Genomic DNA, 23,215 nt, shown 5'->3' with positions numbered 1-23,215 from the left:
CGAGCCGCCCGGTGTCGGCGCAGCGCTCTACCCTTCGACCATGGTCGCCACCTCCGCCAAGCCCGAGCTGCACGTCGACACCGTCGAGGAGTGGGAGCGCCGGCTCGCCTCCGACCCCGGTCCCGACGGCGTGCGGCTGCGTGTGCGCAAGACGGCGTCGCGCCGGCCGGGCATCACCTATGCCCAGGCGCTCGAGGTCGCCCTCTGCTTCGGCTGGATCGACGGCCAGAAGCAGTCGCTGGACGCCGACTACTTCCTGCAGGTGTTCACGCCACGCAGGCCCCGCGGAGTGTGGTCGAAGGTCAACATCGAGCACGCCGAGCGCCTGATCTCCGAGGGCCGGATGCGCCCCGCCGGCCAGCACGAGATCGACCGCGCCAAGGCCGACGGTCGCTGGGACGCCGCGTACCGTCAGAGCGACGGCGACATTCCCGCCGAACTCCAAGCGGCTCTCGACGCCGACCCGAAGATCGCTGCCGCCTTCGCTGCGCAGTCGGCCCAGAATCGGTTCGCGATGACGTTCTGCATCAGCAACCTCAAGCGTCCGGAAACCCGTGCCGCGCGCGTCGCCCAGTACGTCGCCATGCTCGAGCGGGGCGAGACGATCCACTAGCGCGAAGGCCGGCTCGACACCGTGACGGCGGGACCGCGCCGGTGGATCGTCGACGTCGAGGAACGCTCGCCGACGCGGAATCATCTCGCGCGGATGATGCCCCCTGGCGGCTCACGGTCCACGGTTGCCTGAGTGGGCCACCGGCGGACCGCTTCGGCCCCTGGGAGGTGAACGTGCGGAAAGCGACGAGGAACCGTACCGGGGGGTTCCTGCCGATCGTGCAGTGGTTGCCCCGATACGAGCGACGGTGGTTGCGCCCCGACCTCATCGCGGGCGTCGCCGTGGTGGCGATGATCGTGCCGAAGAACCTCGGATACGCCGAGATCGCGGGGGTGCCGGTGCAGAACGGCCTGTACGCCGCGGCGGCGGGTGCTGTCATCTACGCGCTGTTCTGCACGTCGCGGCAGATCTCAACCGGTCCGAGCTCGGCACTGGCGACCGTGGCGGGGGGCGCGGTCATCGTGACCGGCGTGACGGGCGGCGATGCCGCACAGCTCGTGGCCGCGATCACGTTGGTCACCGGCATCCTCCTTCTGCTCCTCGCGCTGTTCCGCATGGGTTGGATCGCCCAGTTCCTCTCGCGGGCTGTCGTCACAGGGTTCCTCGCCGGGGCTGCCATCGACGTCGTCGCCGGCGAACTGCCGAAACTGACCGGAACCGCGGCAGACGGTGACAACGTCTGGCGAGAACTCGCGTCGTGGGTCATCGGTCTCGGCGATACCCATCTCCCGACCTTGCTGGTCGGCGCCGCAGCTCTCGCTGTCATCCTGGCGTTGCGATTCTGGGCGCCGAAGGTGCCGGGCGCCCTGGTGCTCGTGGTCGGGGGCCTTCTCGCCGCCGCCCTGCTCGATCTGGGCGAGCGAGGCGTTGCGCTGGTGGGCACCGTGCCGAGCGGTCTCCCTCTTCCTCAACTGCCGAGCCTGGACGTCGTGCGGGAGAACATCCCGGAGATCGCGATCGCGGCGCTGGCCCTGCTGCTGATCGGTTTCTCGCAGACGGCGGGTGACGCCCGGTCGTTCGCGACCCGACACCACTACCGGATCGATGCGAACCAGGAGGCGGTCGCGCAGGGCATGGCCAACGTCGGCGCCGGCCTCGTTCAGGGAATGCCGGTCTCCACCAGCCTGTCGGCCAGCTCGCTGAACGAATCGGCCGGCGCCAGGACTCCTGTTGCGTCGCTGACCACCGGGGGGTTGGTGATCCTGACACTCGTCTTCCTCGCACCTCTCTTCGCCGACCTGCCGAAAGCGGTGCTGGGAGCGGTCATCATCGATGCGGTCGTCTTCGGGATGATCGACCTCAAGGAGTTCTCGCGCCTGCGGCGCGTGTCGAGATTCGACTTCTGGATCGCCGTGGCCGCGACGGCGGGCGTGCTCTGGTCAGGGGTGCTCTTCGGGATCGTGATCGGCATCGCCCTGTCGCTTCTGTGGCTGATCTACGTCTCGACCCGGCCCGCCATGCCGCTGCTCGGCCGCGAGCCCGGAACGCAGGTCTTCCGCGACATCGTCCTCAACCCCGCGGATGAGACGTTCCCCGGCATCGCCGTGGTCCGGCTCGACGGCGGCCTGTTCTTCGCCACCGCCGAGGCGTTCGACGAGCGCGTGCGCGAACTCATGCTCGGAGAGCCACCGATCACGACCGTCGTGATCGACCTCGAAGGCGTGGCCTTCGTCGACTCGCAGGGCGCGGCAACGCTCACCGAACTCGTCGACCTCGCCGAAGAGAGGGGAATCGCCCTTCGACTGGCGCGGATGAAGCCTCAGCTGATCCCGGCGCTCGACGCGGAGGGTGTCCTGGATCGGATCGGCGCCGATCGCATACACGGCAACGTCCACCGCGCCGTTCAGGCCCAGCTCGCTCAGGGGGCGGGCGATGACGCCCTCAGCTGACTTCCACCGCCACCCCGTCAGGTAGCCACCGCACCCTCGCGCCCGCTTCACGCGGAGCAGCCGCCAGAGCCCGACGCAGCCCGTCCTCCCCGTCGCGGAAGTGCGACCACCCGTCGTAGTGCGCCGGCACCACGACACTCGCCCGCAGCGCCTCGATGAAGCGCACGACGTCGCGCCCGGTCATCGTGTACGTCAGCGGCCCCGTCGCGGGAAATCCGACCCCGCCGGCGTGGACGATGGCGACATCCACTGTCATCCCGCGAGCCACCCGCAGAAGCTTCCGCGTGAGCACGGTGTCACCGGTGATCCACAGATCCGGATGCGGGCGGTGCTGCCGCCGCAGAGTGAACCCGATCACATCACCGACGATCGCTCTGCTGAGCGGCGGCCCATGACGCCCGGGCGTCGCCAGCACCCGGAGCGCCTCCTTGCCGTCAGCCTCGAGCAGGATCGACTCGTCGGGCCGCAGGCCATGCGCCGCCGGGAACCCCAGTCGCCGTGCGCCACTGTGCGTCGTGATGACGTGCGTCGCTCCGGGAAGGAGCGCGCGGCCCGCGTCATCCAGATTGTCGGCGTGGTGATCGTGACTGAGCAGGATCACATCGATCGGCCCGATGTCCGCGGCCGCCACGAGAGGACCTTTCGTCTTCGTGCTCGAGGTGCCGAGAGCGAAGGCGTACCGCCGCCCCGGCGGGTCGAAGGTGGGGTCGACGAGGATGCGCCACCCGGCCAATTGGACGAGCACGGTCGGCCCGCCGATCCGCGTGAGGCGCATCCCCGTTCCCCGCCGGTCCGCGCCGCTCAGGCGTCCGACCGCGCCGACAGCGGCCGCGCGTGCTGCAGCGCCCAGTCGAGGGCGTAGTCGGCGACGGCCTCCCATCCGGGTTCGCCGCAGGTCCAGTGGCCGCGTCCCTCGAACTCGTAGTAGTCCGTCAGCGCAGGGGACTTGCCCCAGTGCTTGGCGTTGGACTTGTTCACCGCCGGGGGCATGATGTGGTCGATGCTCCCCCCGATGAAGAGCAGCGGCGCGCGGTCGACCGAGTAGTCCACCCACGTCTCCTGGTGCCCGGGCTGGAAGTTCGCCAGCAACCCGTAGGCCCACACCCAGTTGCCCGGTGCCGGGATCGCGTAGCGCTCCCACGCGGCATCCGATTCCTCTCGGCTGAGCGCGTTGGCGAACGCGTAGTGCCACTCCTCCTTCGTGAAGCCGACGGCGCGACGGAAGTTCGCGGGATTCTTCAGCGCCGGGAAGAGCGATCGCGCCTGCGACAGCGGCGTGACCCGTACCCCCTCGGTCGGTGCGGAGTCGATCGCGACCCCTGCGGCCCCGAGCCCGCGGGCGAGAAGCATTTGGGTGAGAAGCCCGCCGAAGGAGTGGCCCATGATGATCGGCGGCGCGGGGAGCGCCTCGATGACGCCGGCGAGGTGCTCGACGGTCTCGGGCACGGTGAGGTTGGCGATGACGTCGGTGTTCTCGCGCAGGGCTTCGACTTCGATCTCGAAGCCTGGGTAGGCCGGGGTGACCACGGTGTAGCCCTTGGCTTCGTAACGGGATTTCCACTCCTCCCAACTGCGGGGCGTGACCCAGAGGCCGTGGACGAGGACGATCGTGTCGGGTGCGTTGTCGGTGCTCATGAGAGGGTCCTTCTCGGATCGGTGGAGCGCGGTGGTGCGGTGGTCAGGAACGGATGAAGCGGAGAATGTCGTCATGCAGGCGCTCGCGCTCGGTGTCAGGCAGTCCGTGCGCCCCACCCTCGTAGACGACGAGTTCGGCGTCGCGGATGCCCGCGGCCGACAGGCGTCCGCTGATCTCGAACGGCACGATCTGGTCGTCGTCGCCGTGGACCACGAGCGTGGGCACGTCGACCTTGTCGAGGTCGGGGCGGAAGTCGGTGGCCGAGAACGCAGCGATGCACTCGTAGGCGTTTCGCGTGCCCGACGCCAGGCCCTGCAGCCAGAAGGCGTCGCGCGTGCCCTGCGGCACGTCGCCGGTGCGGTTGTTGCCGAAGAAGGGTCCGTCGGCCAGGTCGCGATACAGCTGCGACCGATTGGATGCTTCGCCCGCACGGATGTCGTCGAAGACCGTGATCGGCAGACCACCCGGGTTGTCGTCGGTCTTCACCATCATCGGCGGAACCGCCGACACGAGCACGAGCTTCGCAACCCGCGCCGAACCGTGGCGCGCCACGTAGTGCAGCACCTCGCCGCCTCCGGTCGAGTGGCCGATGAGGGTGAGATTCTGCAGGTCGAGGTGGTCGATGAGGCAGGCGAGGTCATCGGCGTAGGTGTCCATCTCGTTGCCGTTCCAGGACTGGGTCGACTTGCCGTGTCCGCGGCGGTCGTGCGCGATCGCACGGTGGCCATGCTGGGCGAGGACGAGCGCCGTCGCCTCCCACGCGTCGGAATTGAGGGGCCAGCCGTGACTGAGCAGCACGGGCGTCCCCCCGCCATCCCAGTCTTTGTAGAAGATTCGCGTTCCGTCATCGGTGGTCACGTAGGGCATGGGGTCCTCCATCTGCTCGTCGCCAGCGTGGCCCGGTGCGTGCGTGAGCGCACCACGTCGAGCGCGTAGTCCTTCGTGACGATCGCGGAGTCGTCGCGAAGGACGCTTCCCCACGACTCGGACCGGCCGCTACTCTGACCGCATCGACGCGGAACGATCTCTGCTGGGGCGCGCGGAGGAGTCTGAACGACTCCGCACGCTGCTCTCCGGTGTCCGCAACGAGGCGGGTGGCGCGCTGTTCATCACCGGGGAGCCCGGCATCGGAAAGACCTCGCTCGTCGACGCCGCACTGCACGAGCACACGCAGTCTCTCCGGGTGCTGTGCATTCAGGGCGTGGAGGTCGAGGCGGGCATCGCCTTCGGTGCCCTGCAGCGGCTCGGTGGTCCGCTGATCGCGTTCGTCGACGACATCCCGGAGACCCAGCGCGCGGCGTTGCGCGTCGCCGCGGGTCTCGACGAGGGTCCGCCCCCGCAGCCGCCGCTCGTGGGCCTCGGGTTCCTCTCGCTTCTGGCCCGCGCGGGCGCTGACCGCCCGACGCTCTGCGTCGTCGATGACGCCCACCACGTCGACGCCGAGTCGCTCCTCGTCCTGGGGTTCGTCGCCCGTCGAATCTCCGCCGAACGGGTCGGATTGGTCGTCGCAGCCCGTGCCGACGAGGGCGTCGAGGGCGCACTCGCAGGGGTGCCGCGCATCGAGCTCGGCGGACTCGACACCGAGGCGGGCTCGGCACTCCTCCGCCGCGGAGTGGAGGGCGAGCTCGATCGCACCGTCGCGGCCGACTACGTCCGCGACACCGCCGGCAACCCGCTCGCGCTACGCGAGTTGGCGACCGAGCTATCGGCCGCGCAACTCACGGCGACGGCGATCGCGCACTCCCCCGTTCCCATCGGCGGCCGACTCGAGATGATCTACACGGAGAGGATGTCGGAACTCCCCGCGTCCAGCAGAGACTGGTTGCTCGTCGCGGCTGCCGAGTCGTCCGGTGACCCGGCGGCTGTCGACGCCGCGGCTGAGGTGCTCGGAATCCCCGCTGACGCGTCGGACGCAGCCGAGGGCATCGACTTCGTCTCCGTTCGCGACACGGTGCGGTTCCGCCATCCCCTCATCCGATCCGCCGTCTACGGCGCCGCGACCGATGCAGCCCGACGGCGCGTACACCGCGCGCTCGCTGAGGATGCTCGCGAGCGCGGGCAGCTCGACGTCGCCGCTCACCACGCGGCCGCGGCTGTGCACGGACCCGACGCCGAGGTCGCCGCCCAGCTGGCGGCCGCCGCCGACGCCGCCGGCGCCCGAGGCGGCATGCTCTCGCGTGCGCATCTGCTCGCGCGTGCGGCGGAGCTGACTCCGGATGCCGCGGAGGCAAGCGAACGCTCGGTCGCCGCCGCCGAGGCGGCGCTCAGCGCCGGCGCTGCACGGCTCGCGTTGCACCTTCTTCCGAAGGGCGACGATCACGAGCTCGACGATGTCGCACGAGCACGGAAGCTCATCGTCGAGGCGATGTCGGGGATGTTCCTCTCCGATCCCGAGGGGTTGCGCGCCGGGATGGCGAAGCTCGTGGCCGCGGCCGACCTTGCCGGTGAGTCCGCGCCGCAGCTGCGCCGTCAGGCGCTGCTGCTCGCCCTCAACTCCGCCACCGTGACCGAGGGACAGGCCGTCGGCGCGACCGTCCACGAGGTGGGCGAGCGGATGCGTGCGGCGTCGGGCGGCGACGACATCACCGCGGTCGTGATGCAGGCGGCGAGCGCATTCATCCTCGACGGCTACGTCACAGCTGCCCCCGCGCTGCGCCGCGCGGTGGAGGCGCTACGGAGAGAATCGGGAGCCGGCCTCACGTCGCTGGCGTTCTTCGTCACCGTGCCGTGCGTCGCGCTGTGGGATTGGGATGCTGCGGCAGAACTCCTGCGGCGTTCGGCCGACATCGGGCGGACCATCGGAGCCCTTCGCGATGTCGACGCGTGCCTGTGGACCCTGAGCGCCGTAGAACTCAGCCGCGTCAATCCGAAAGCGGCGTCGGACTATCTGGAGCAGTCGGCCGAGCTGCGTCGAGCGCTCGGCGTGGGCGACGAACAGGCGGTGAATGCAGCGATGCTCGCCTGGCAGGGCACACCGTCAGTGGTGGTCGAGCAGATCAACCATGCGATCCATGAGGCGGGGTGGGGCGGAATCTCTCGCATGGGCGCCGCGGCCATCGCGATCAACGAGCTCGCGGCCGGCGCGTACGAGTCGGCGTTCGAGCGGCTGACGCCGCTGGTGCGTCATCCGTTCCTGCAGTCGAGTTTCCATCACTATCCCGAGTACGTCGAAGCCGCTGTCCGCAGCGGCAACCGGTCGGCGGCGCAGTGGGCGCTCGATCGGATCGAAGCCTATGCCGACGCCAGCGGTTCGGAGGTCGCGCGAGCACTCTTCTTCCGGTCTCTCGCACTTCTGACGGATGACGCGCACACCGAGCGCCATTTCACGGAGGCGATCGGGATGTTCCCACCGTCGCATCGCGGCGACGTCGCTCGCACGCGCCTCCTCTACGGCGAGTGGCTTCGTCGCGTGCGACGGCGTTCCGACGCGCGAGCGCAGCTCGAGCAGGCTCTCCGCGACTTCGAGGCGGTCGGCGCGACGACCTTCGCCGTGCGGGCCCGGCGCGAGATCCTCGCCGCGGGCGGCTCGGTCCCGACGGACTCGACGCCCATCGACCCGCTGAGCAGCCAGGAGCGTCAGGTGGCGCTCCTCGCCGCGCACGGCGCGACCAACGCCGAGATCGCCGCGTCGATGTTCATCAGCCCCAACACGGTCGACTACCACCTGCGCAAGGTCTTCAGAAAGCTGGAGATCAGTTCGCGGCGCCAACTCGCCGACCGGTTCGCCGAGGAATGAGGTCGACGCCCATCGCGCTCGACGAGCTCAGCGCGCCGCGGGCGGCCGCTCCCCCGTTCCGCGCTCCATGATCCAGGTCGGCAGCTCGATCTGACGACTGAACCCTGTCGGATCCTCGATGCGTTCGAGCGCTAGCCTCCGCAGAGCCCTCGCTCAAGGCGCCGGTGTCGACGAGACCCTGGAATCGCGCGGCTGCAGGCCGGTCAGATCCGACCGCTCTATCTCGCACAGCAGGGGTTACTCTGGGCGGGCGCGCCACCGGCGCCGCCGAGCGAAGGACCCGACGATGAATCCTCCCCCCACGCCACCGGCCGGCTGGTACGACGTTCCCGCGGGGGGCAAGCGTTTCTGGGACGGGAAGAGCTGGTCGGCCGATGTCGTCGGTGCCCCCAGTGCGACGGCCGAGTACGAAGCGCTGGATCCGTACCTACCGGCGCCGGTCGCGACGGCCACGGTGGCGACCGTCCCGATGACTCCCCTCGTCGCCGCGTCGCCACCCGCCGGGTGGTACCCGGGCCCGACGGGAGCGCTGCAGTGGTGGGACGGCAGGCACTGGGGTCCGTTCGCCCCGCCTGCCGCGCAGGGCGGCGCCCCCGCGAAGGATGTGGGAATCGCCTACCTCCTTCTGCTCCTGCTCGGAGGCGTGGCCGCGCATCGCTTCTATCTCGGCCTCATCCCGTCGGCGATCGTCTTCAACGTCCTGTGGTGGGGCGGATGGCTGCTGTCGATTCTGCTGATCGGCGTCCCGATGGTCATCGCAGCCGCGATCTGGTGGGTGGTGGACCTCTTCCTCCTCCCCGCCCTGGTGCGCCGGGCGAATGCGGTGCGGTCGACAGGGTCGGGGCTGCGCGCCTGAGCGGGGTCGGGATGCTGGTCGCACGCACCGCGTCGCGGAGGGTGCGGGGACGATGAGATACGGCGCGTTCTCCACGGGGCCCCGTCCGCTGCGGGCCACAGCGACGGTTGTCACCACGACAGCATTCGAGGTGGCATTCGATCACGGCTGAACGGTGGCGGAGACGCTCAGTCAGACGCGGCTCTCGACGCCGATGTTCACGCCGTATACATTGGGGCTGTGCCCCGCGTCATCCTCTACGCATCGATATCACTCGACGGGTTCGCCGCTGGCCCCGACGGAGATGTGTCGGTGTTGCACGGGTGGGCGTTCGGAGATTCGTCGATGCAGATGCACCCGCAGGTGACCGGCGAGTTCTTCGCGGCAGGAGCGGTCGTCTTCGGCGCCCGGACGCTCCGTGCCGGCGATGCCGCGTGGGGCGACGATGCGATCTTCTCGATGCCCGTCTTCATCCCCACGCATGAGCGCCGCGAACCGGTGACGAGAAACGGGGCACTCTTCACGTTCGCCCCGTCGGCCGCCCAAGCCCTGCACCTGGCACGGGACGCGGCCCGCGAACGAGACGTCTATGTGATGGGGAGCCCCACCGTCGCACGACAGCTCTTCGATGCCCACGCTATCGATGAGATGGAGCTCGCCATCACCGGAGTGGTTCTCGGCGCCGGAATCAAGCTCTTCGATTGGCTCGCCGACACACCGATTCGGATGACGCCGACGCGCGTCATCCCGTCTCGAGGGATCACCCACGTCAGGTATCGGGTGGAGCGATGACGGGGGAAGGACGGCGCGCGCTCGCAGAGGCACCCGGCCCCCCACCGTTCGAAAATTAATGTCGGAGGATGGTGCCATGATTCATACATGCGTTCGAACCCGCGGCTCACTCTCCTCAGTGACGAGGACCGGTCTGAGCTGACCGGGGTGCTGACGCGGGTGGAGGCCGCGCAGGTGGCTCTGGCTGCCGCGGAAGCCGAGCAGACACGTGCGCTGGCCGAGGCTGGGGCGTTCGCGGCGCGGTTGGCGCAGGGGTCATCCTCGGTGGTGCGGGACCGGGATATGGCGTTACGGGGTGTGGCGGCCGAGATCGCCGCGGCGGTGCGACTGTCGGACCGCTCGGTGCAGCGCCAGATCGACAGTTCCTTCGCGTTGGTGAACGACTACCCCGCGACGGTGCACTGCCTCGAGAAGGGGTTGATCACGCGGGCGCATGTGGCCGTGGTGGAGGATGTCGGGCGGCGCCTGCCGCCGGAGGTGAAAGGGGAGTTCGACCAGCTCGCCGCGGAGATCTGCCTGGACGAGACCCCGGGGCGTGCCCGCGCGGATCTGGAGATCATCGCCGAACGCCTGCACCCCCGGACACTCACCGAGCGGCATGCGGGGGCGTTTCGGGAGCGGAAGATCGTCCGCTACAGCCTTGGGGAGGGGATGTCGGAGTTGCGGTCGGTGCATTCCACGGTGCTGGTGGAGGGGATCTTCCAGCGGGTCACCGAGCAGGCGAACGAGGTCATCGCCTCTCGGGAACCGGGATCGGGTGACACCCGGTCTCTGGACGAGGTCCGTGCCGACCTGTTCGCCGACATGCTCCTCACCGCTGTCCCGAGCCTGGACCCGACCGGTTGCGGCGACGGCGCCGGTGGGCTCGGGGCGATCAAGGCGAAGGTGCAGGTCGTGATCCCCGTCATGGCGCTCATGGGGCAGAGTGACGTCCCGTGTGACCTTGCCGGGGTGGGACCGATCGACGCGGACACCGCCCGACTGCTCGCGGGGAACAGCGACGGGACGTGGGAGCGGCTGCTGACCCATCCGGTGACGGGGTTGACGATGGCGGTGGACCAGTACCGGCCGACCGGGGCGATGGTCCGGTTCCTCAAAGGCCGGGATAAGCACTGCAGGTGGCCAGGATGCCGGATGCCCGCCCGCACCTGCGAAGTCGACCACAACCACGACGCCGCCCTCGGTGGGAGAACCGAGATCTGCAACCTGTCCTGCCTGTGCCAACGACACCACAGCATGAAACAGTTCACCGCCTGGAAAGTGAAACAACTCGACGGTGGGGTCATCGAGTGGACCTCCCCCACCGGGAGGATCTACACCGACAATCCACCGGGCCATGGGGTGCACTTCTCACCGGAAGAGGACGTCCCCGACGACCTGTGGGTGAAATGGACCACCTTCACCGGCGAATTCCGCATCCTCGACGAACCCGTCGACGACCCCCACGCGCCAGCACCCTTCTGACCGCGACGCGCTCGCGCCTCTCGTTCGACGTCACGCGGCCGTCTACCGGGTCGGCCACGTAGCCCGGGCCACCGCAGGCTTCGCCGCACCTCGGCACAGATGTCCTGGATCACCGCGGACTCAGTGCTGCCTGGATCTGCCGGATGTGCGCTGCGAGATCACCGCGGGCAAGCAGGCCACTGCCGAGCGGCCCTGCCGCGTCGGCGCCGAGCGGAGGCAACCGACGAAGAGCCGCTCGCGCGTCGGGTGCGACAGCGGCGAGCTGCCAGCGGATCTCATCGGCAGCGGCATACGGACGATCTGCCGCCGCCAGTCGCACTGCCCGCACGGCGTAAGCCGCCGCGCCGAGCGCGTGCGCGCCCATGTGCGCCACTCCGGCCGCATGCCCAGCCGCGCGGGCTGCCGCGACCGCAGCCGGATCGGCGAGTCCGCCCGCGGCACGCCCCGCTTCGAAGCGGCGCCGGATCTCGCCCGCCGCATCCAGCTCGCCGCGCGCGAAAGCACGAGTCCGCGCGATCGCACCGCGGGGCCGCGGATCATCCGGCGCTACACGCTCGAACAGCGGCAGCACGCGCTCGGCGCAATCCGCGGCCCACGCTGCGACCAGGCGGCGGTCGACCTCACTCAGAGTCTGCGGCGAGGGCACGCCTCAGCTCCCGGACAAGCGACGGTTCGCGCGGGCCCGCGCGGCAGCATGCGCGTCACGAAGCAGAGCGATCACGCGGTCGGAGGTCATCGGACCCGGGTTGACGACAGACACCCAGCCCGCGTCGCCGTAGAGCGGGTGCGGCACGAAGGCATCCTTCGTCATGGGCTGCGCGCCGGCATCCGTCAGCATCCCCACCTGATCACGACCGACGTGGATGTTCACGCGGAAGCGATCGGGCTCGTCGAGCCGAGACGCCACATCGTCGGGGTAGTTCTTCGTCACGATGGTCGCGTACGGCTGCGTGCGCTCGGGCATCACGCCATCTGGTGCGTAGTAGAGGAACGCATCGCCCCAGGCGAGCTCGGGCATTCCGCTCCCCTCGTCGGGGATGACCACGAGCACGCCGTCGAAGGCTCGGACGGCGTCGACGATCTCCTGAATCTCCATCTCTCCATCGTGAGCTTGATGTGCTTGTGTGGACTTCTCGGTGAAAGGTGCAGTCACAGAGGTGCGAAACCCTCAAGAGCGATTCGTCACGACCGCGGCAGCCGGCCGACAGGTGGGCTACTCCACGCAGCAGGTTCGGGACCTGGAGCAGCTCGGCGTCATCCCTGTCGCTGAGCGCGGAGAGAACGGCTATCGGCGCTACGGGCCCTCTCACATCCTCGCGCTCCGCGCCTATCGCGCACTGGCCGCCGCGATCGGACCCGTCCCTACGCGCCGGCTGATGCCCGCGCTGATCCACGACCCGATCGAAACAGCCGCCGAACGCATCGACGACCTCCACGTCGACCTCGCGCGATCACGCGGACATCTCCGAGAGGCCCTCCGAGGCCTGGACGCCGTCCTCGCAGACCGCGCTGCGGTGTTCGACGAGCGCGATGCGATGACGATCGGCGAACTGGCCGACGCGCTCGGCGTCCGCACCTCGGCGCTCCGCCACTGGGAAGAGGAGGGCCTGATCGCCCCCGATCGCAGCGCGAGATCGGGCGCTCGTCGATACGGGGCGCGAGCCGTCAGCGAGGCGCGGATCGTCGCGGCGCTGCGAAGCGGCGGGTACCCATTGCCGCCCATCGCGCGGGTGCTCGGGCAGCTCCGTACGGACGGGATGACCGATGACACCCGTGCTCTGCTGGAGGAGCGACTGGCCGATCTCACCCGCCGGAGCGTGGCGCTGCTGGAAGCGGCGGGGTACCTTCACGAGCTGCTGCGCGATCGGGCGACCCGGCAGCCCTAGCCGGCGGCGGCGGGGTCGGTCCGCGCGCCGGAAGATGAACGTCCCGAGCACCACGAGATAGACCAGGACGTCCACCAGATCGATCGGACGGATCCGCAGGACGTGAGTGTATCGACGTGCTCTCCCGGCCGGAACGGGACCACCCGTCAGGCGTCGCGCGACCGCCACAGCAGCCAGACGAAGTACGGCGCACCGATGAGCGCGACGACCAGGCCCGCCGGCAGCTGCGCCGGGGCGATGACGGTGCGACCCAGGGTGTCGGCGACGCCGACCAGGACGGCGCCGAGCAGCACGGCGACCGGAATCGACCGACCGTGTTTTGCGCCGACGAGCGCCCGCGCGGCGTGGGGCGCGACCAGCCCCACGAACCCGATGACGCCCACCGCGACGACGCCGAGCGCCGCGAGCACCGCCGCTGTCACGAGCAGCGCGAGGCGCGTGCGCTCGAGGCGGATGCCGACGAGCTTCGGGGTGTCCTCATCCATGGCGAGGATGTCGAGGTCGCGGCGGCGCGCGAGCGCGAAGGGCAGGGCGATCGCCAGCACGATCGCGAGCGGGACCACCTGCTCCCAGATGCGCCCGTACGTGGTGCCCGACAGCCACGTGTAGATGCGCGGGGTGTCCCACGGGTTCGCGCGCAGGAGCACGAAGGTGGTCAGCGCCACTGCGCCGTACGAGACGCCGATGCCGATGAGGATGAACCGGTCGGCGCTCAGCCCACCGCGCCAGGCCAGCGCGTAGACCAGCCCGAACGCCAGCAGCCCCCCGACGACGGCGGCCACCAGCATCCCGAGATTGCTCGCTGTCGCACTCGTGACGACCAGCACGGCGCCCAGGCCCGCGCCCCCGGTGATGCCGAGAAGGCCGGGTTCTGCGAGCGGGTTACGGCTGACCGCCTGCGTGATGCATCCCGACAGACCGAGCGCGGCGCCCGCGACGACGGCGGCGACGACGCGCGGAGCGCGCTCATCCAACGCGAACGCCACGAGCGGCGGGGCGGAGTCGGTGAGCCACAGCACGATGTCGCCGGTGAGAAGGCGCGTGCTGCCCAGCAGCAACCCGGCGAGGACCGTCGCGCCCAGCACGAGCGCCGACACGGCGACGACCACGACGAAGCGTCGCTGTGTGCGCACGCCGATGCGCATGGTCGGCGGGCGGCGTGTGGGGCCCGAGTCGCGGAGGCGCCGCGCCATCAGCACGAGCACGATCGCCCCGAACACCGTGGTCGCCACGCCCGTGGGAACGGCGATCGCGCCCTCCGCGCCGATGAGCGCGCGCAGCAGGGCGTCAGCGAGGATGACGACGATCGCGCCGATCAGTCCCGACAGCGGGATCAGCAGCAGGTGCCGCCCGAGCGCCGGCACTACCCGCACGAGCAGCCGCGCGAGCACGGGGGCGCAGAGGCCGACGAATCCGATCGGGCCGGCGAGGGTGACGGCGGTCGCGGTGAGGAGGACCGCGATGAGGATGCCGGCGACCCGCGTCGAACGGATCGGCACCCCGAGCGACGAGGCGGTGTCATCGCCGAGGGCGAGCACGTCGAGGCGGCGAGAGAGCACGAGGGCGAGGATCACCGCGACGACGACGACCGGCGCCGCCCGAAGGAAGGCCTCGAGCCCGAGCTGCGAGAGGCTGCCGCTCCCCCACGCGAGCAGGCCCTTCGTCTCCTCGGAGAACAGGACGAGCAGCGCCGACGTCCCGGCCTGGAAGGCCAGCGCGAGCGCTGAGCCGGCGAGCACGAGACGCGTGGTCGAGGTGCCCGCACCCCCGGCGAGGCCGAGGACGATCACGGCGGCGACGAGCCCGCCCACGAACGCGACGACGCCCGACGCCCAGATCGGCACGACGATGCCGAACGCCGCGATGGCGGTGACGGCGAGGTACGACCCGGCGGTGACGCCGAGGGTGTCGGGCGAAGCGAGGGCGTTGCGCGAGAGAGACTGCATCAGGAGCCCCGCGACCCCCAGCGCGACGCCGACGGCGACCCCGGCTGCCAGACGCGGGATGCGCGACCCCCAGAGCACGTCCGGGTCGGCGAAGATCGCGCCGCTCGTCCCCTGGGTGAGGTGCCACCCCGCCGAGAGGACAAGCACCACGAAGAGCGCGGCGAGCACGCCGAGCGCTACCCCTGTCGAGGAGCGCTCGGCGATGCGCGTGCTCACTGCGTGATGGCGGCGACGTACGCGTCGATGATCTGCTCGGCCGATCGGGGTCCGCCGAAGGTCCAGATGCCGGCGGGGAACGCGGCGATTCGGCCCTCGGCGACGGCCGGGATCGACGCCCACGCCGGGTTCGACTCGGCCGCGTCGATGAAGCTCTCCGACTCGGGGTCTTCGGTGCCGGTGTAGAAGAGGTGCGCGCCGCCCACCGTGGTCATGCCCTCGATGTCGGTCTGACCGAGGCCGTAGGCGGGGTCGACCTCGCCGGTCCAGGCGTTGGTCAGGCCCAGTTCTTCGCCGAGCTCACCGACGAGCGACCCCTGTCCGAACGGGCGGATCGAGACGTTGCCGCCGTCGACCCAGCCGTCGAAGTAGACGAAGTCGGTGACCTCGGGGCTTGCGCCCTCGACCTCGGCCTTGGCGTCGGCGAGGTGCTGCTCGAACTCCTCGGTGACGACCTGGGCGCGCTCCTCGCGGCCGGTCGCCTCGGCGATGAGACCGAAGGTGTCGAGCATCTGCGCGATCGGGTCTTCGGCGTTCGCGCCGACGGTGGCGAGCACGGGCACGCCGTACTCCTCGAGCTGCGCGATGATCGCGTCATCCCGGGTGTAGGCCTCGACGACGACGAGGTCGGGCTCGGTGGCGAAGAGCGCGTCGAGGTTCGGCTCCTGGCGGGTGCCGACGCTCTCGACGCTCTCGGGCAGTTCCTCCGCGGAGTTCCAGGTGCGGTATCCGTCGGCGTCGGCCACGGCGACCGGGGTGAGGCAGAGGCTCAGCACGTCTTCGATCTGCTGCCACTCCAGCACCGCGACCCGCTCGGCCGGCTGGTCGAGGGTGACGGTGCGACCGAAGGCATCGGTCAGCTCGACCGGGCCGGTCGAGGTCGTTGTGGTGTCGTCGGCGCAGCCCTCGCTCGTCGAGGTCGCGGGTGCGGCGCTGCCCTCGGCCGCCGGAGTGGTCTGCGTCGTACCGCATCCGGTGAGCGCGAGGGCGAGGGCGGCCGCTCCGGCGAGGGCGGCGAGGGGCTTCTTGGTCATGACGAACTCCATCGATGAAGGGTGCGGTGAGAGAGAAGAACGGATGCCGGGGCGCGACGCTTTCGCCGCGGCCGACGTCAGGCGGAAACGGCGTGCAGATGGGCGCGACTGCGGGCCTCGGCCCGTGCGTGGTGGCGTCCACGCGGCATCACCCGGACGCGCCCCGTTGCGGCATCCAGTTCTGTATCGATGGCGAACTCGTAGACCTCGGTGAGGTTCGCGGCCGTCAGCACCTCGGCGGGCGAGCCCGTCGCGTGAACCCGTCCGCGGCTCATGAGCACGACCTCGTCGGCGATGAGCGCGGCATGGTCGAGGTCGTGGAGCACGACGCCGACGGCGGTGCCGTGATCAGCGAGATCGCAGATGAGATCGAGGGTCTCGACCTGGTAGCGCAGGTCGAGGTGGTTGGTGGGCTCATCGAGGAGAAGGATGCCGGTGCCCTGCGCGAGCGCGGTGGCCAGCCACACGCGCTGCAGCTCGCCCCCCGAGAGCTCGTCGACGGGGCGGTGCTCCATCGTGAGGAGGCCGGTGAGGCGCAGCGCATGGTCGATCGCGGCGCGGTCGGCGTCGCTGAGCCCGGCGAAACGGCTGCGATGCGGGTGGCGTCCGTGGGCGACGATGTCGCGCACCTCGAGACCCGAAGGGTGAGGGCGCGACTGCGAGAGCATGGCGACGGCCTTGGCGAACTCCTTGGCCGAGAGCGATGCGGCGTCGCGGGAGCCATCGGGGCCGTCGAGGTGGACGGCGCCGCCGTCGATGCGGTGGAGGCGTGCGAGCGCGCGGAGTGCGGTGGACTTGCCGCTGCCGTTCGGACCGATGAGCGCGGTGACGACGCCGGGACGGAGATGGAGCGACACGTCGTGCACCACTCGGGTGCGACCGTAGCCGAGGGCCAGCGCGTCGCCGCGCAGCTCGCTCGCCGGGTTCGTGTTCTCCATTGTGGTCCTCACGTTAGGTGAGCCTAACCTAGGGTCGCGAACGGTTCAAACGGATTTCTCTCGACGGTGAGACAAGGCCGCAGGACCAACGCCCCTTCCGATCCGGGATGAATCCGACACGGTGAAATCGCCGACCGGCAGCGCTCGAGCGAGGAGGAGCCGCCATGACCATCAGGGCGACGCCGACGGCGACCCGCTCCCTATCGCCGTCGGCATGGCTGTGGTGCGCATCCCTCGTGCTTGCATCGGCCTTCCAACTGTTCCGGGGTGCCTACGTCGACGCCGGCATCTTCGCAGCCGCCGCGATCGGGCTCGTCGCGGCCGAACGCACCGGGTTCGACGGATCGCAGAGCGGGTCGATCACCCCGGTGCGGTCGCGGATACGCGTCATCCTTTTGTGCAGCCTTGTTGCCTGCGGTGTGCTCCTCGCGCTGCCGCTGACCACGCTCGTGCATATCGGGGCGATGTCGCTGCTCGCCGTGATCGCGGTGTTCGCCATCGCCACCCGGGTCGCGCGGCGGCCACCCCGCGATGCGCCGCTCCGCCGAACGGAGATCGGCTGGGCGGCCCTGCTCGTTCTCCTCTGCCTCTGGGAGGTCACCGCGTTCTTCCTGGCGACATCCGGTCCGGCGGCGGCCACCGAGCATCCGACGATCTCGGCGCTCGTCACACCCGTTGTCGAATCGGATGTCGGACGCGTGGCCTTCACCGCCGTCTGGCTGTTTGCGGGTGGCACGCTGCTCCTGCGCCGATCGAGGAGCGACTGATGCGCGAGGCGACGATCGCGGGGTACCTGCTCCTCGTGTGCGGGGCGGTGGCGATGACCACGCTTCCCCGCGTGCGTCCGCATGGGTTCGCGAGCGCGACATCCGTCCTCGACGACACCCTCGCGTCGATGCCCGCCCGCATCACCGTCATCACCTTCTGGTGGTGGCTCGGGTGGCACTTTCTGATCGGGTCGTGACGCATCAGAATGCGTAGCGCACGCGGCAGTACGGGAGCCTCTCGGCGATGAGCGCTTCGAGCTGGGCCACCGCCGCGCTCTTCAGGCCGTAGCGATACCGAACGTTGACGGCGCCGTTCTGCGAGAGCTTCGGCTCCTGGGTCTCGGGGGTCCACAGCAGCTCCTCAGCCTTCGGGTGCCATCCGAGGTTCACGTCGTGGAGCTGCTCGTTGTGGGTGAGGAAGATCACCTCGCAGGCGAGCTGGGCTTTCGCGCGGGAGTGCAGTGTCTCATCGAGCTCATCGAAGAGAGCGGTCCACTCCTTCACCCAGCCGGGCGTGAGGATGACGGGCGAGAAGTTCACGTGCACCTCGAAACCGGCGTCGACGAAGTCGTTGATCGCGGCGATGCGCTCGCTCATCGGGGACGTGCGGATGTCGGTGACCTTCGCGACCGCGTGCGGCATCAGGGAGAAGCGCACGCGGACCCGCCCGGAGGGATCCCAGTCGAGCAGATCGCGATTGACGAACTTCGTGGCGAAGGACGCCTTCGCCGTCGGTGTCATCCGGAACAACTCGCAGAGGTCGCGGACGTTCTCGCTGAGCATCGCGTCGACCGAGCAGTCGCTGTTCTCGCCGATGTCGTACACCCAGGCGTCAGGGTCGCACTGGTTGGGCGTGGCCTTCTCGCCCTGCTTGGCGATGTGACGCGCGAGGTGACGGGTGATCTGGCCGATGTTGGCGAAGATGGTGACGGGGTTGCTGTATCCCTTGCGGCGCGGCACGTAGCAATAGGCGCAGGCCATCGTGCATCCGTTCGCCGTGGACGGTGCGATGAAGTCGGCCGACCGGCCATTCGGGCGGGTGACGACGCTCTTCTTCACGCCGACGACGAGCGCCTCGGTCTTGATGCGCACCCAGCGGGCGACGTTGGCCTCGTCGCCGTGCACCTCGGGGATCTGCCAGTGAGAGGCGATCGGCACGATCTCGGCGTCAGGCCAACGCGAGACGATGTCCTGGCCGCGCGGCAGTTCGAGTGCAGCGTCCTCCGCGTAGATGCGGCTGATCTGCAGGAGGGGCGCGGCGGTTTTCGGCATCGTTCCTGTCTACGCCGAGGGTCGGACATGGAGGCGGTGTGGGTGGCGCGGGGTCGTGCCGGATGGGTCGAAAATGGCCTCAACCTGGGGTTGAGGGTTTCGGGTCTCGATGTCGGAGGGTGGTGCCATCATTCATACATGCGTTCGAACCCGCGGCTCACCCTCCTCAGCGACGAGGACCGGTCTGAGCTGACGGGTGTGCTGAGCCGGGTGGAGGCCGCGCAGGCGGCGTTGGCGGCGGCGGAGGCGGAGCAGACCCGGGTGTTGGCCGAGGCGGGGGCGTTCGCGGCGCGGCTGGCGAAGGGGTCGACCGCGGTCGTGCGGGACCGGGATATGGCGTTGCGGGGTGTGGCAGCGGAGATCGCGGCCGCGGTGCGACTGTCCGACCGGTCGGTCCAGCGCCAGATTGATAGTGCTTTCGCGCTGGTGAACGACTACCCCGCGACGGTGCACTGCCTGGAGAAGGGGCTGATCACGCGGGCGCATGTGGCGGTGGTGGAGGATGTCGGGCGGCGGTTGCCGCCGGAGGTGAAGGGGGAGTTCGATCAGCTGGCCGCGGAGATCTGTCTGGACGAGACCCCGGGTCGTGCGCGTGCGGATTTGGAGATCATCGCCGAGCGGATGCACCCGCGGACACTGACCGAGCGGCATGCGGGGGCGTCCCGGGAGCGGAAGATCGTCCGGTACGCGATCGGTGACGGGATGTCGGAGCTGCGGGCGGTGCAGTCCACGGTGCTGATCGAGGGGATCTTCCAACGCATCACCGACGAAGCCACCGCGGTCATCACCGCTCGAGAACCGCAGCCGGGCGATGATGTGGCGCCGGACACCCGGTCGATCGATGAGGTCCGCGCGGACGTGTTCGCCGACATGCTCCTCACCGCCGTACCGAGCCTCAACCCGACCGGCTCTGGTGACCTGCCGGGAGGGTTGGGCGCGATCACCGCGAAGGTGCAGGTCGTCATCCCCATCATGGCCCTCATGGGGCAAAGCGACGTCCCGTGCGATCTTGCCGGGGTCGGGCCGATCGATGCCGAGACGGCGCGGTTGCTTGCGGGGAACAGTGACGGGATGTGGGAGCGACTCCTCACCCATCCGGTCACCGGGTTGACGATGGCAGTGGACCAGTACCGGCCGACCGGGGCGATGGTCCGGTTCCTGAAGGGCCGGGACAAGCACTGCCGGTGGCCAGGATGCCGGATGCCCGCCCGAACCTGCGAGATCGACCACAACCACGACGCCGCCCTGGGCGGGAGAACCGAGATCTGCAACCTGTCCTGCCTGTGCCAACGACACCACAGCATGAAACAGTTCACCGCCTGGAAAGTGAAACAACTCCCTGGTGGAGTCATGGAGTGGACGTCACCGACGGGCAGGATCTACACCGACAACCCACCGGGTCATGGGGTGCACTTCTCACCGGAGGAGGACGTCCCCGACGACCTGTGGGTGAAATGGACCACCTTCACCGGCGAGTTCCGCATCACCGACGAACCCGCCGACGACCCCCACGAACCCGCCCCGTTCTAGCCCCAGGCGTGACGGGGGAATGCCGACGAGATCGTCACGAGCGTCGCGTCGCCCGCACGACGACGTCACGCAGCATCCGAGTCCCCCCATCGGGAATGCCGACGGCGCGCTCACGGACGTCGGCGGTCGAGACCGTCCACTCCCCCTCGTCGAGGACGGAGAGGATGCGACGGGGAGCGGTCACGGCCGTGGACGGATGCGAGTGCACCGCGTCCCGCGGAGCGTCAAGCCGGCCGGCCTCTTCATGCCCGACGATCAGCAGAGCGCCGCCGGGAGCGACCCAGCGGGAGAGGCGGGCGTAGAAGGCGTCCTGCGCCATCGCGGGATGGGCGTAGAACGTGGTGACCAGATCGAACGGGTGGATCGGTTCCCACGTGGTGAGATCTGCGTGCAGCCACTCGATGGGCACCGCGAAGCTTCGATCGGAGAACCGGGCCCCCGCCCGCCGCAGCGCCCGTGCCGACAGGTCGACGGCGGTGACCTTCCACCCACGCTCGGCGAGCCAGACCGCTTCAGCGCCCTCACCGCTGCCGGCCTCGAGCGCTGCACCCGGAGCAAGGTCGGCGATCTCGGTCTCGAGTGCAGGATGCGGCGGCAGTGCGCGATCGTCCCCCCGCTCCTCCCAGTGACTCTCCCAGAACGCGGCGCTGAACTCGGATGTCACGACGCCGCGCCTCCGCGAGCACGCGCGAGCGCGGAGCGGACATCTTGATAGATGCTGCTGAGCGGGGGCGTCGACGGCGTGGGGGCATCGTCGACCCGGCGCACCCACTCGTCGAAGGTGAGACGCATCCCGACGGCGAAGCTCTCGGCCACCGCTGCAGCATCGAGTGAGGACAGACCCGCCCCCGTCTCCAGAGCATCCGCGACATGCGCCGCCAACCGCGCATCGCGCTCGAGCCCCGCCGCCAGCAGGGCGGGTTGGTCGCGCATCAACCGCCGGACGCGCAGAAAGCGATCTCGCCCCTCGGCATCAGCGTCGAAGACCGCCGCCATATCGGCCCAGGCCTGCTCGAGGTGCGCGAGCGGGTCTCGTTCCGGCGCCTCCTTCGCCACGGCGATCAGCTCCGCTTCGAGCCCTGCGTCGTCGACGAGAACCGCCGCTTCCTTCGTGGCGCAGTAGCGGAAGAACGTGGTTCGCGAGATCCCCGCTTCGGCGGCGATGTCGTCGATCGTCGTCGAGCCGAATCCCTGCCGTTCGAAGAGCTCGACGGCGGCAGCCGCGATACCCCGCACCAGTTCGCGCCGTCGGCGCTCGCGAAGATCGGGCTGGGGTCGGCGGGTCGTACGAGGTGAGGACATGGTGCTACGTTAGCACGTCGTACGTATACGGTACTTAGCGCCGTTTTCAAACGCAGTACCAGGAGTGTCATGACCATCACCCCTTCCCTTCCCGTCCGCACCGCAGCATCCCGCCGCACCGGGCCCGTGATCGCGCTGCTGCTGATCTCGGCTTTCGTCGTCGTCCTCAACGAGACGGCGATGGGGGTCTCGATTCCGCGCATCATGAGCGAATTCAGCGTCTCCGCCGCCTCGGCGCAGTGGCTGACGACCGCCTTCATGCTGACGATGGCAGTCGTCATCCCGACGACCGGTGTGCTTCTGCGGCGGCTCCCGCTCCGTCGCAACTTCCTGACGGCAATGGGGGTGTTCACCCTCGGCACTCTCGTCGCCGCGACCGCACCCACCTTCGACGTGCTGCTGGTTGCTCGCGTCGTGCAGGCGCTGGGAACAGCAATCATGCTGCCGCTGCTGTTCACCACGGTGATGCTGCTGGTAGCACCCGAGCGCCGCGGCCGCACGATGGGCCTCGTCACGATCGTCACCGCCGCTGCCCCCGCACTCGGCCCGACGTTCTCTGGCCTTCTCGTGTCGACATCCGGATGGCGGTCGGTGTTCGTCGCGGTGCTTCCGATCGCGGCGATCGCACTCATCGCGGGCGCGATCTGGCTTCGGACGGTGACGCCCACTGCACCCGCGCGCTTCGATCTCGGCTCACTTGTACTGTCGGCGGTCGGCTTCTCGGGGCTCATCTACGGTCTCGCGAGCATCGGCGAGCGCGCGGGAGGCGAGGGTGGGATGCCGGTGTGGATCCCCCTCATGGTGGGCACGCTCGCGCTGGCGGGACTGGTCTGGCGGCAGTTCGCGCTTCGAGACACCGATCGCGTGCTGCTGGATCCCCGCGTGTTCAGCAGCCTGCCGTTCACCCTCTCGACAGCGGCCATCGTGGTCGTCTCCATCGCCCTGTTCGGTTCGGTGATCCTGCTGCCGCTCTTCATCCAGGGGGTGCTGGGTGAACCCGCGTACGTCGCGGGTCTCATGCTTCTGCCCGGCGGGATCCTGTCCGGCGTTCTCGCGCCGTCGGGGGCGGCCGGGACGGCGCTGTTCATCACGCTGTTCAGCGTCGCGGTGTCTTCGGCCACGAGCGACGATCGACTGGCCGCCCTCGCGGGCGGGGTCGCCACCGCCTTCGGATTCGGCGCCGCGATCAGTGTCGTGGGCGTGGTCCTGACGGTGTTCCTCCGCACACCCGCGCGACCCGCGCGGTGACAGTGTGGAAACGATCCTGATAACGTCGAAGGGTGGGAACGATAACGATGGCGCCCGTGATGGCGCTCACCGCTCTGGTCCGCGACCGCCGCGCCTGACGGCGCGACCGCT

The 23,215-nt window shown here is 69.6% G+C and carries 22 protein-coding genes; 11 read left to right on the top strand and 11 right to left on the bottom strand.

The window, feature by feature from the left end; all coding sequences use genetic code 11:
- Positions 1-40: 40 nt before the first annotated feature.
- Together DT073_RS06050 and DT073_RS06045 are read left to right on the top strand one after the other, a co-directional pair.
- Positions 41-613: a YdeI/OmpD-associated family protein gene (locus tag DT073_RS06050; RefSeq protein ID WP_124292575.1), complete on the top strand. Its 573-nt coding sequence runs from the start codon at positions 41-43 to the stop codon at positions 611-613.
- Positions 614-780: 167 nt separating this feature from the next.
- Positions 781-2,502: a SulP family inorganic anion transporter gene (locus tag DT073_RS06045; protein ID WP_353681949.1), complete on the top strand. Its 1,722-nt coding sequence runs from the start codon at positions 781-783 to the stop codon at positions 2,500-2,502.
- Here DT073_RS06045 and DT073_RS06040 read toward each other — a convergent pair.
- The 3 genes from DT073_RS06040 to DT073_RS06030 are packed head-to-tail and all read right to left on the bottom strand — an operon-like array spanning position 2,495 to position 5,005.
- A complete protein-coding gene (locus DT073_RS06040) occupies positions 2,495-3,277 on the bottom strand; it encodes an MBL fold metallo-hydrolase (RefSeq protein WP_124292574.1) in 783 nt (260 codons plus the stop codon). The genes DT073_RS06045 and DT073_RS06040 overlap by 8 nt on opposite strands.
- Positions 3,278-3,303: 26 nt before the next feature.
- A complete protein-coding gene (locus tag DT073_RS06035; protein WP_124292573.1) occupies positions 3,304-4,137 on the bottom strand; it encodes an alpha/beta hydrolase in 834 nt (277 codons plus the stop codon).
- Positions 4,138-4,180: 43 nt separating this feature from the next.
- Positions 4,181-5,005 (bottom strand): alpha/beta fold hydrolase, encoded by an 825-nt coding sequence (locus DT073_RS06030; protein WP_124292572.1) that lies wholly within the window; start codon positions 5,003-5,005, stop codon positions 4,181-4,183.
- Between the two features lie 142 nt (positions 5,006-5,147).
- Here DT073_RS06030 and DT073_RS06025 point away from each other — a divergent pair, with 142 nt between their 5' ends.
- The 4 genes from DT073_RS06025 to DT073_RS06005 all read left to right on the top strand — a co-directional run bounded on the left by DT073_RS06025 (position 5,148) and on the right by DT073_RS06005 (position 10,965).
- Positions 5,148-7,874: an AAA family ATPase gene (locus DT073_RS06025; RefSeq protein ID WP_353681954.1), complete on the top strand. Its 2,727-nt coding sequence runs from the start codon at positions 5,148-5,150 to the stop codon at positions 7,872-7,874.
- 286 nt (positions 7,875-8,160) lie between these two features.
- A complete protein-coding gene (locus DT073_RS06015; protein WP_124292570.1) occupies positions 8,161-8,730 on the top strand; it encodes a TM2 domain-containing protein in 570 nt (189 codons plus the stop codon).
- A gap of 219 nt (positions 8,731-8,949) precedes the next feature.
- A complete protein-coding gene (locus DT073_RS06010) occupies positions 8,950-9,501 on the top strand; it encodes a dihydrofolate reductase family protein (protein ID WP_164478152.1) in 552 nt (183 codons plus the stop codon).
- An 87-nt stretch (positions 9,502-9,588) separates the two neighbouring features.
- Entirely contained in the window at positions 9,589-10,965 is a 1,377-nt protein-coding gene (locus DT073_RS06005; RefSeq protein WP_124292568.1) for an HNH endonuclease signature motif containing protein, read from the top strand.
- Between the two features lie 109 nt (positions 10,966-11,074).
- Here DT073_RS06005 and DT073_RS06000 read toward each other — a convergent pair whose 3' ends face one another.
- Both DT073_RS06000 and DT073_RS05995 read right to left on the bottom strand, forming a co-directional pair.
- Positions 11,075-11,611, bottom strand: a complete 537-nt coding sequence (locus DT073_RS06000; protein ID WP_124292567.1) for a putative immunity protein — start codon at positions 11,609-11,611, stop codon at positions 11,075-11,077.
- A gap of 3 nt (positions 11,612-11,614) precedes the next feature.
- Positions 11,615-12,061: a DUF6194 family protein gene (locus tag DT073_RS05995; RefSeq protein WP_124292566.1), complete on the bottom strand. Its 447-nt coding sequence runs from the start codon at positions 12,059-12,061 to the stop codon at positions 11,615-11,617.
- Positions 12,062-12,122: 61 nt separating this feature from the next.
- On the opposite strand from DT073_RS05995, the gene DT073_RS05990 reads away from it, so the two are divergent.
- On the top strand, positions 12,123-12,851 hold the full coding sequence (locus DT073_RS05990; protein WP_124292565.1) for a MerR family transcriptional regulator: 729 nt from the start codon (positions 12,123-12,125) through the stop codon (positions 12,849-12,851).
- 146 nt (positions 12,852-12,997) lie between these two features.
- Here DT073_RS05990 and DT073_RS05985 read toward each other — a convergent pair whose 3' ends face one another.
- The 3 genes from DT073_RS05985 to DT073_RS05975 form a co-directional block, all read right to left on the bottom strand.
- A complete protein-coding gene (locus tag DT073_RS05985) occupies positions 12,998-15,013 on the bottom strand; it encodes an iron ABC transporter permease (protein WP_124292564.1) in 2,016 nt (671 codons plus the stop codon).
- Complete coding sequence (locus DT073_RS05980; RefSeq protein WP_124292563.1) at positions 15,010-16,047, bottom strand: iron-siderophore ABC transporter substrate-binding protein; 1,038 nt, start codon at positions 16,045-16,047, stop codon at positions 15,010-15,012. Before DT073_RS05980 ends, DT073_RS05985 begins: the two co-directional genes overlap by 4 nt.
- Before the next feature lie 77 nt (positions 16,048-16,124).
- On the bottom strand, positions 16,125-16,985 hold the full coding sequence (locus tag DT073_RS05975; protein ID WP_124294375.1) for an ABC transporter ATP-binding protein: 861 nt from the start codon (positions 16,983-16,985) through the stop codon (positions 16,125-16,127).
- Positions 16,986-17,149: 164 nt separating this feature from the next.
- On the opposite strand from DT073_RS05975, the gene DT073_RS05970 reads away from it, so the two are divergent.
- Positions 17,150-17,752, top strand: coding sequence for a hypothetical protein (locus DT073_RS05970; RefSeq protein ID WP_124292562.1), 603 nt, complete (start codon positions 17,150-17,152; stop codon positions 17,750-17,752).
- Entirely contained in the window at positions 17,752-17,949 is a 198-nt protein-coding gene (locus DT073_RS05965) for a DUF6186 family protein (RefSeq protein WP_124292561.1), read from the top strand. Before DT073_RS05970 ends, DT073_RS05965 begins: the two co-directional genes overlap by 1 nt.
- Positions 17,950-17,953: 4 nt before the next feature.
- On the opposite strand, the gene DT073_RS05960 is transcribed toward DT073_RS05965, so the two are convergent.
- Positions 17,954-19,024: a spore photoproduct lyase family protein gene (locus tag DT073_RS05960; RefSeq protein WP_124292560.1), complete on the bottom strand. Its 1,071-nt coding sequence runs from the start codon at positions 19,022-19,024 to the stop codon at positions 17,954-17,956.
- A 138-nt stretch (positions 19,025-19,162) separates the two neighbouring features.
- On the opposite strand from DT073_RS05960, the gene DT073_RS05955 reads away from it, so the two are divergent.
- Positions 19,163-20,554: an HNH endonuclease signature motif containing protein gene (locus tag DT073_RS05955; RefSeq protein WP_124292559.1), complete on the top strand. Its 1,392-nt coding sequence runs from the start codon at positions 19,163-19,165 to the stop codon at positions 20,552-20,554.
- A gap of 34 nt (positions 20,555-20,588) precedes the next feature.
- Here DT073_RS05955 and DT073_RS05950 read toward each other — a convergent pair whose 3' ends face one another.
- Entirely contained in the window at positions 20,589-21,218 is a 630-nt protein-coding gene (locus DT073_RS05950) for an SAM-dependent methyltransferase (protein ID WP_124292558.1), read from the bottom strand.
- On the bottom strand, positions 21,215-21,856 hold the full coding sequence (locus DT073_RS05945; RefSeq protein WP_124292557.1) for a TetR/AcrR family transcriptional regulator: 642 nt from the start codon (positions 21,854-21,856) through the stop codon (positions 21,215-21,217). Before DT073_RS05945 ends, DT073_RS05950 begins: the two co-directional genes overlap by 4 nt.
- A 69-nt stretch (positions 21,857-21,925) precedes the next feature.
- Between DT073_RS05945 and DT073_RS05940 the strand changes: the two genes are divergently transcribed.
- Positions 21,926-23,104 (top strand): MFS transporter, encoded by a 1,179-nt coding sequence (locus DT073_RS05940; protein WP_124292556.1) that lies wholly within the window; start codon positions 21,926-21,928, stop codon positions 23,102-23,104.
- The last annotated feature ends 111 nt before the right edge of the window (positions 23,105-23,215 follow it).

Source organism: Microbacterium sp. ABRD28, from assembly GCF_003850245.1.
Lineage (GTDB): Bacteria > Actinomycetota > Actinomycetes > Actinomycetales > Microbacteriaceae > Microbacterium.
This window is presented reverse-complemented; position numbering and strand designations above follow the sequence as displayed.

Coding starts and splice junctions, on each gene's coding strand:
- DT073_RS06050 (WP_124292575.1), top strand. CDS start 41: ATGGTCGCCACCTCCGCCAAGCCCGAGCTGCACGTCGACACCGTCGAG.
- DT073_RS06040 (WP_124292574.1), bottom strand. CDS start 3,277: ATGCGCCTCACGCGGATCGGCGGGCCGACCGTGCTCGTCCAATTGGCC.
- DT073_RS06035 (WP_124292573.1), bottom strand. CDS start 4,137: ATGAGCACCGACAACGCACCCGACACGATCGTCCTCGTCCACGGCCTC.
- DT073_RS06030 (WP_124292572.1), bottom strand. CDS start 5,005: ATGCCCTACGTGACCACCGATGACGGAACGCGAATCTTCTACAAAGAC.
- DT073_RS06015 (WP_124292570.1), top strand. CDS start 8,161: ATGAATCCTCCCCCCACGCCACCGGCCGGCTGGTACGACGTTCCCGCG.
- DT073_RS06005 (WP_124292568.1), top strand. CDS start 9,589: ATGCGTTCGAACCCGCGGCTCACTCTCCTCAGTGACGAGGACCGGTCT.
- DT073_RS05995 (WP_124292566.1), bottom strand. CDS start 12,061: ATGGAGATTCAGGAGATCGTCGACGCCGTCCGAGCCTTCGACGGCGTG.
- DT073_RS05980 (WP_124292563.1), bottom strand. CDS start 16,047: ATGACCAAGAAGCCCCTCGCCGCCCTCGCCGGAGCGGCCGCCCTCGCC.
- DT073_RS05975 (WP_124294375.1), bottom strand. CDS start 16,985: ATGGAGAACACGAACCCGGCGAGCGAGCTGCGCGGCGACGCGCTGGCC.
- DT073_RS05970 (WP_124292562.1), top strand. CDS start 17,150: ATGACCATCAGGGCGACGCCGACGGCGACCCGCTCCCTATCGCCGTCG.
- DT073_RS05965 (WP_124292561.1), top strand. CDS start 17,752: ATGCGCGAGGCGACGATCGCGGGGTACCTGCTCCTCGTGTGCGGGGCG.
- DT073_RS05960 (WP_124292560.1), bottom strand. CDS start 19,024: ATGCCGAAAACCGCCGCGCCCCTCCTGCAGATCAGCCGCATCTACGCG.
- DT073_RS05955 (WP_124292559.1), top strand. CDS start 19,163: ATGCGTTCGAACCCGCGGCTCACCCTCCTCAGCGACGAGGACCGGTCT.
- DT073_RS05945 (WP_124292557.1), bottom strand. CDS start 21,856: ATGTCCTCACCTCGTACGACCCGCCGACCCCAGCCCGATCTTCGCGAG.
- DT073_RS05940 (WP_124292556.1), top strand. CDS start 21,926: ATGACCATCACCCCTTCCCTTCCCGTCCGCACCGCAGCATCCCGCCGC.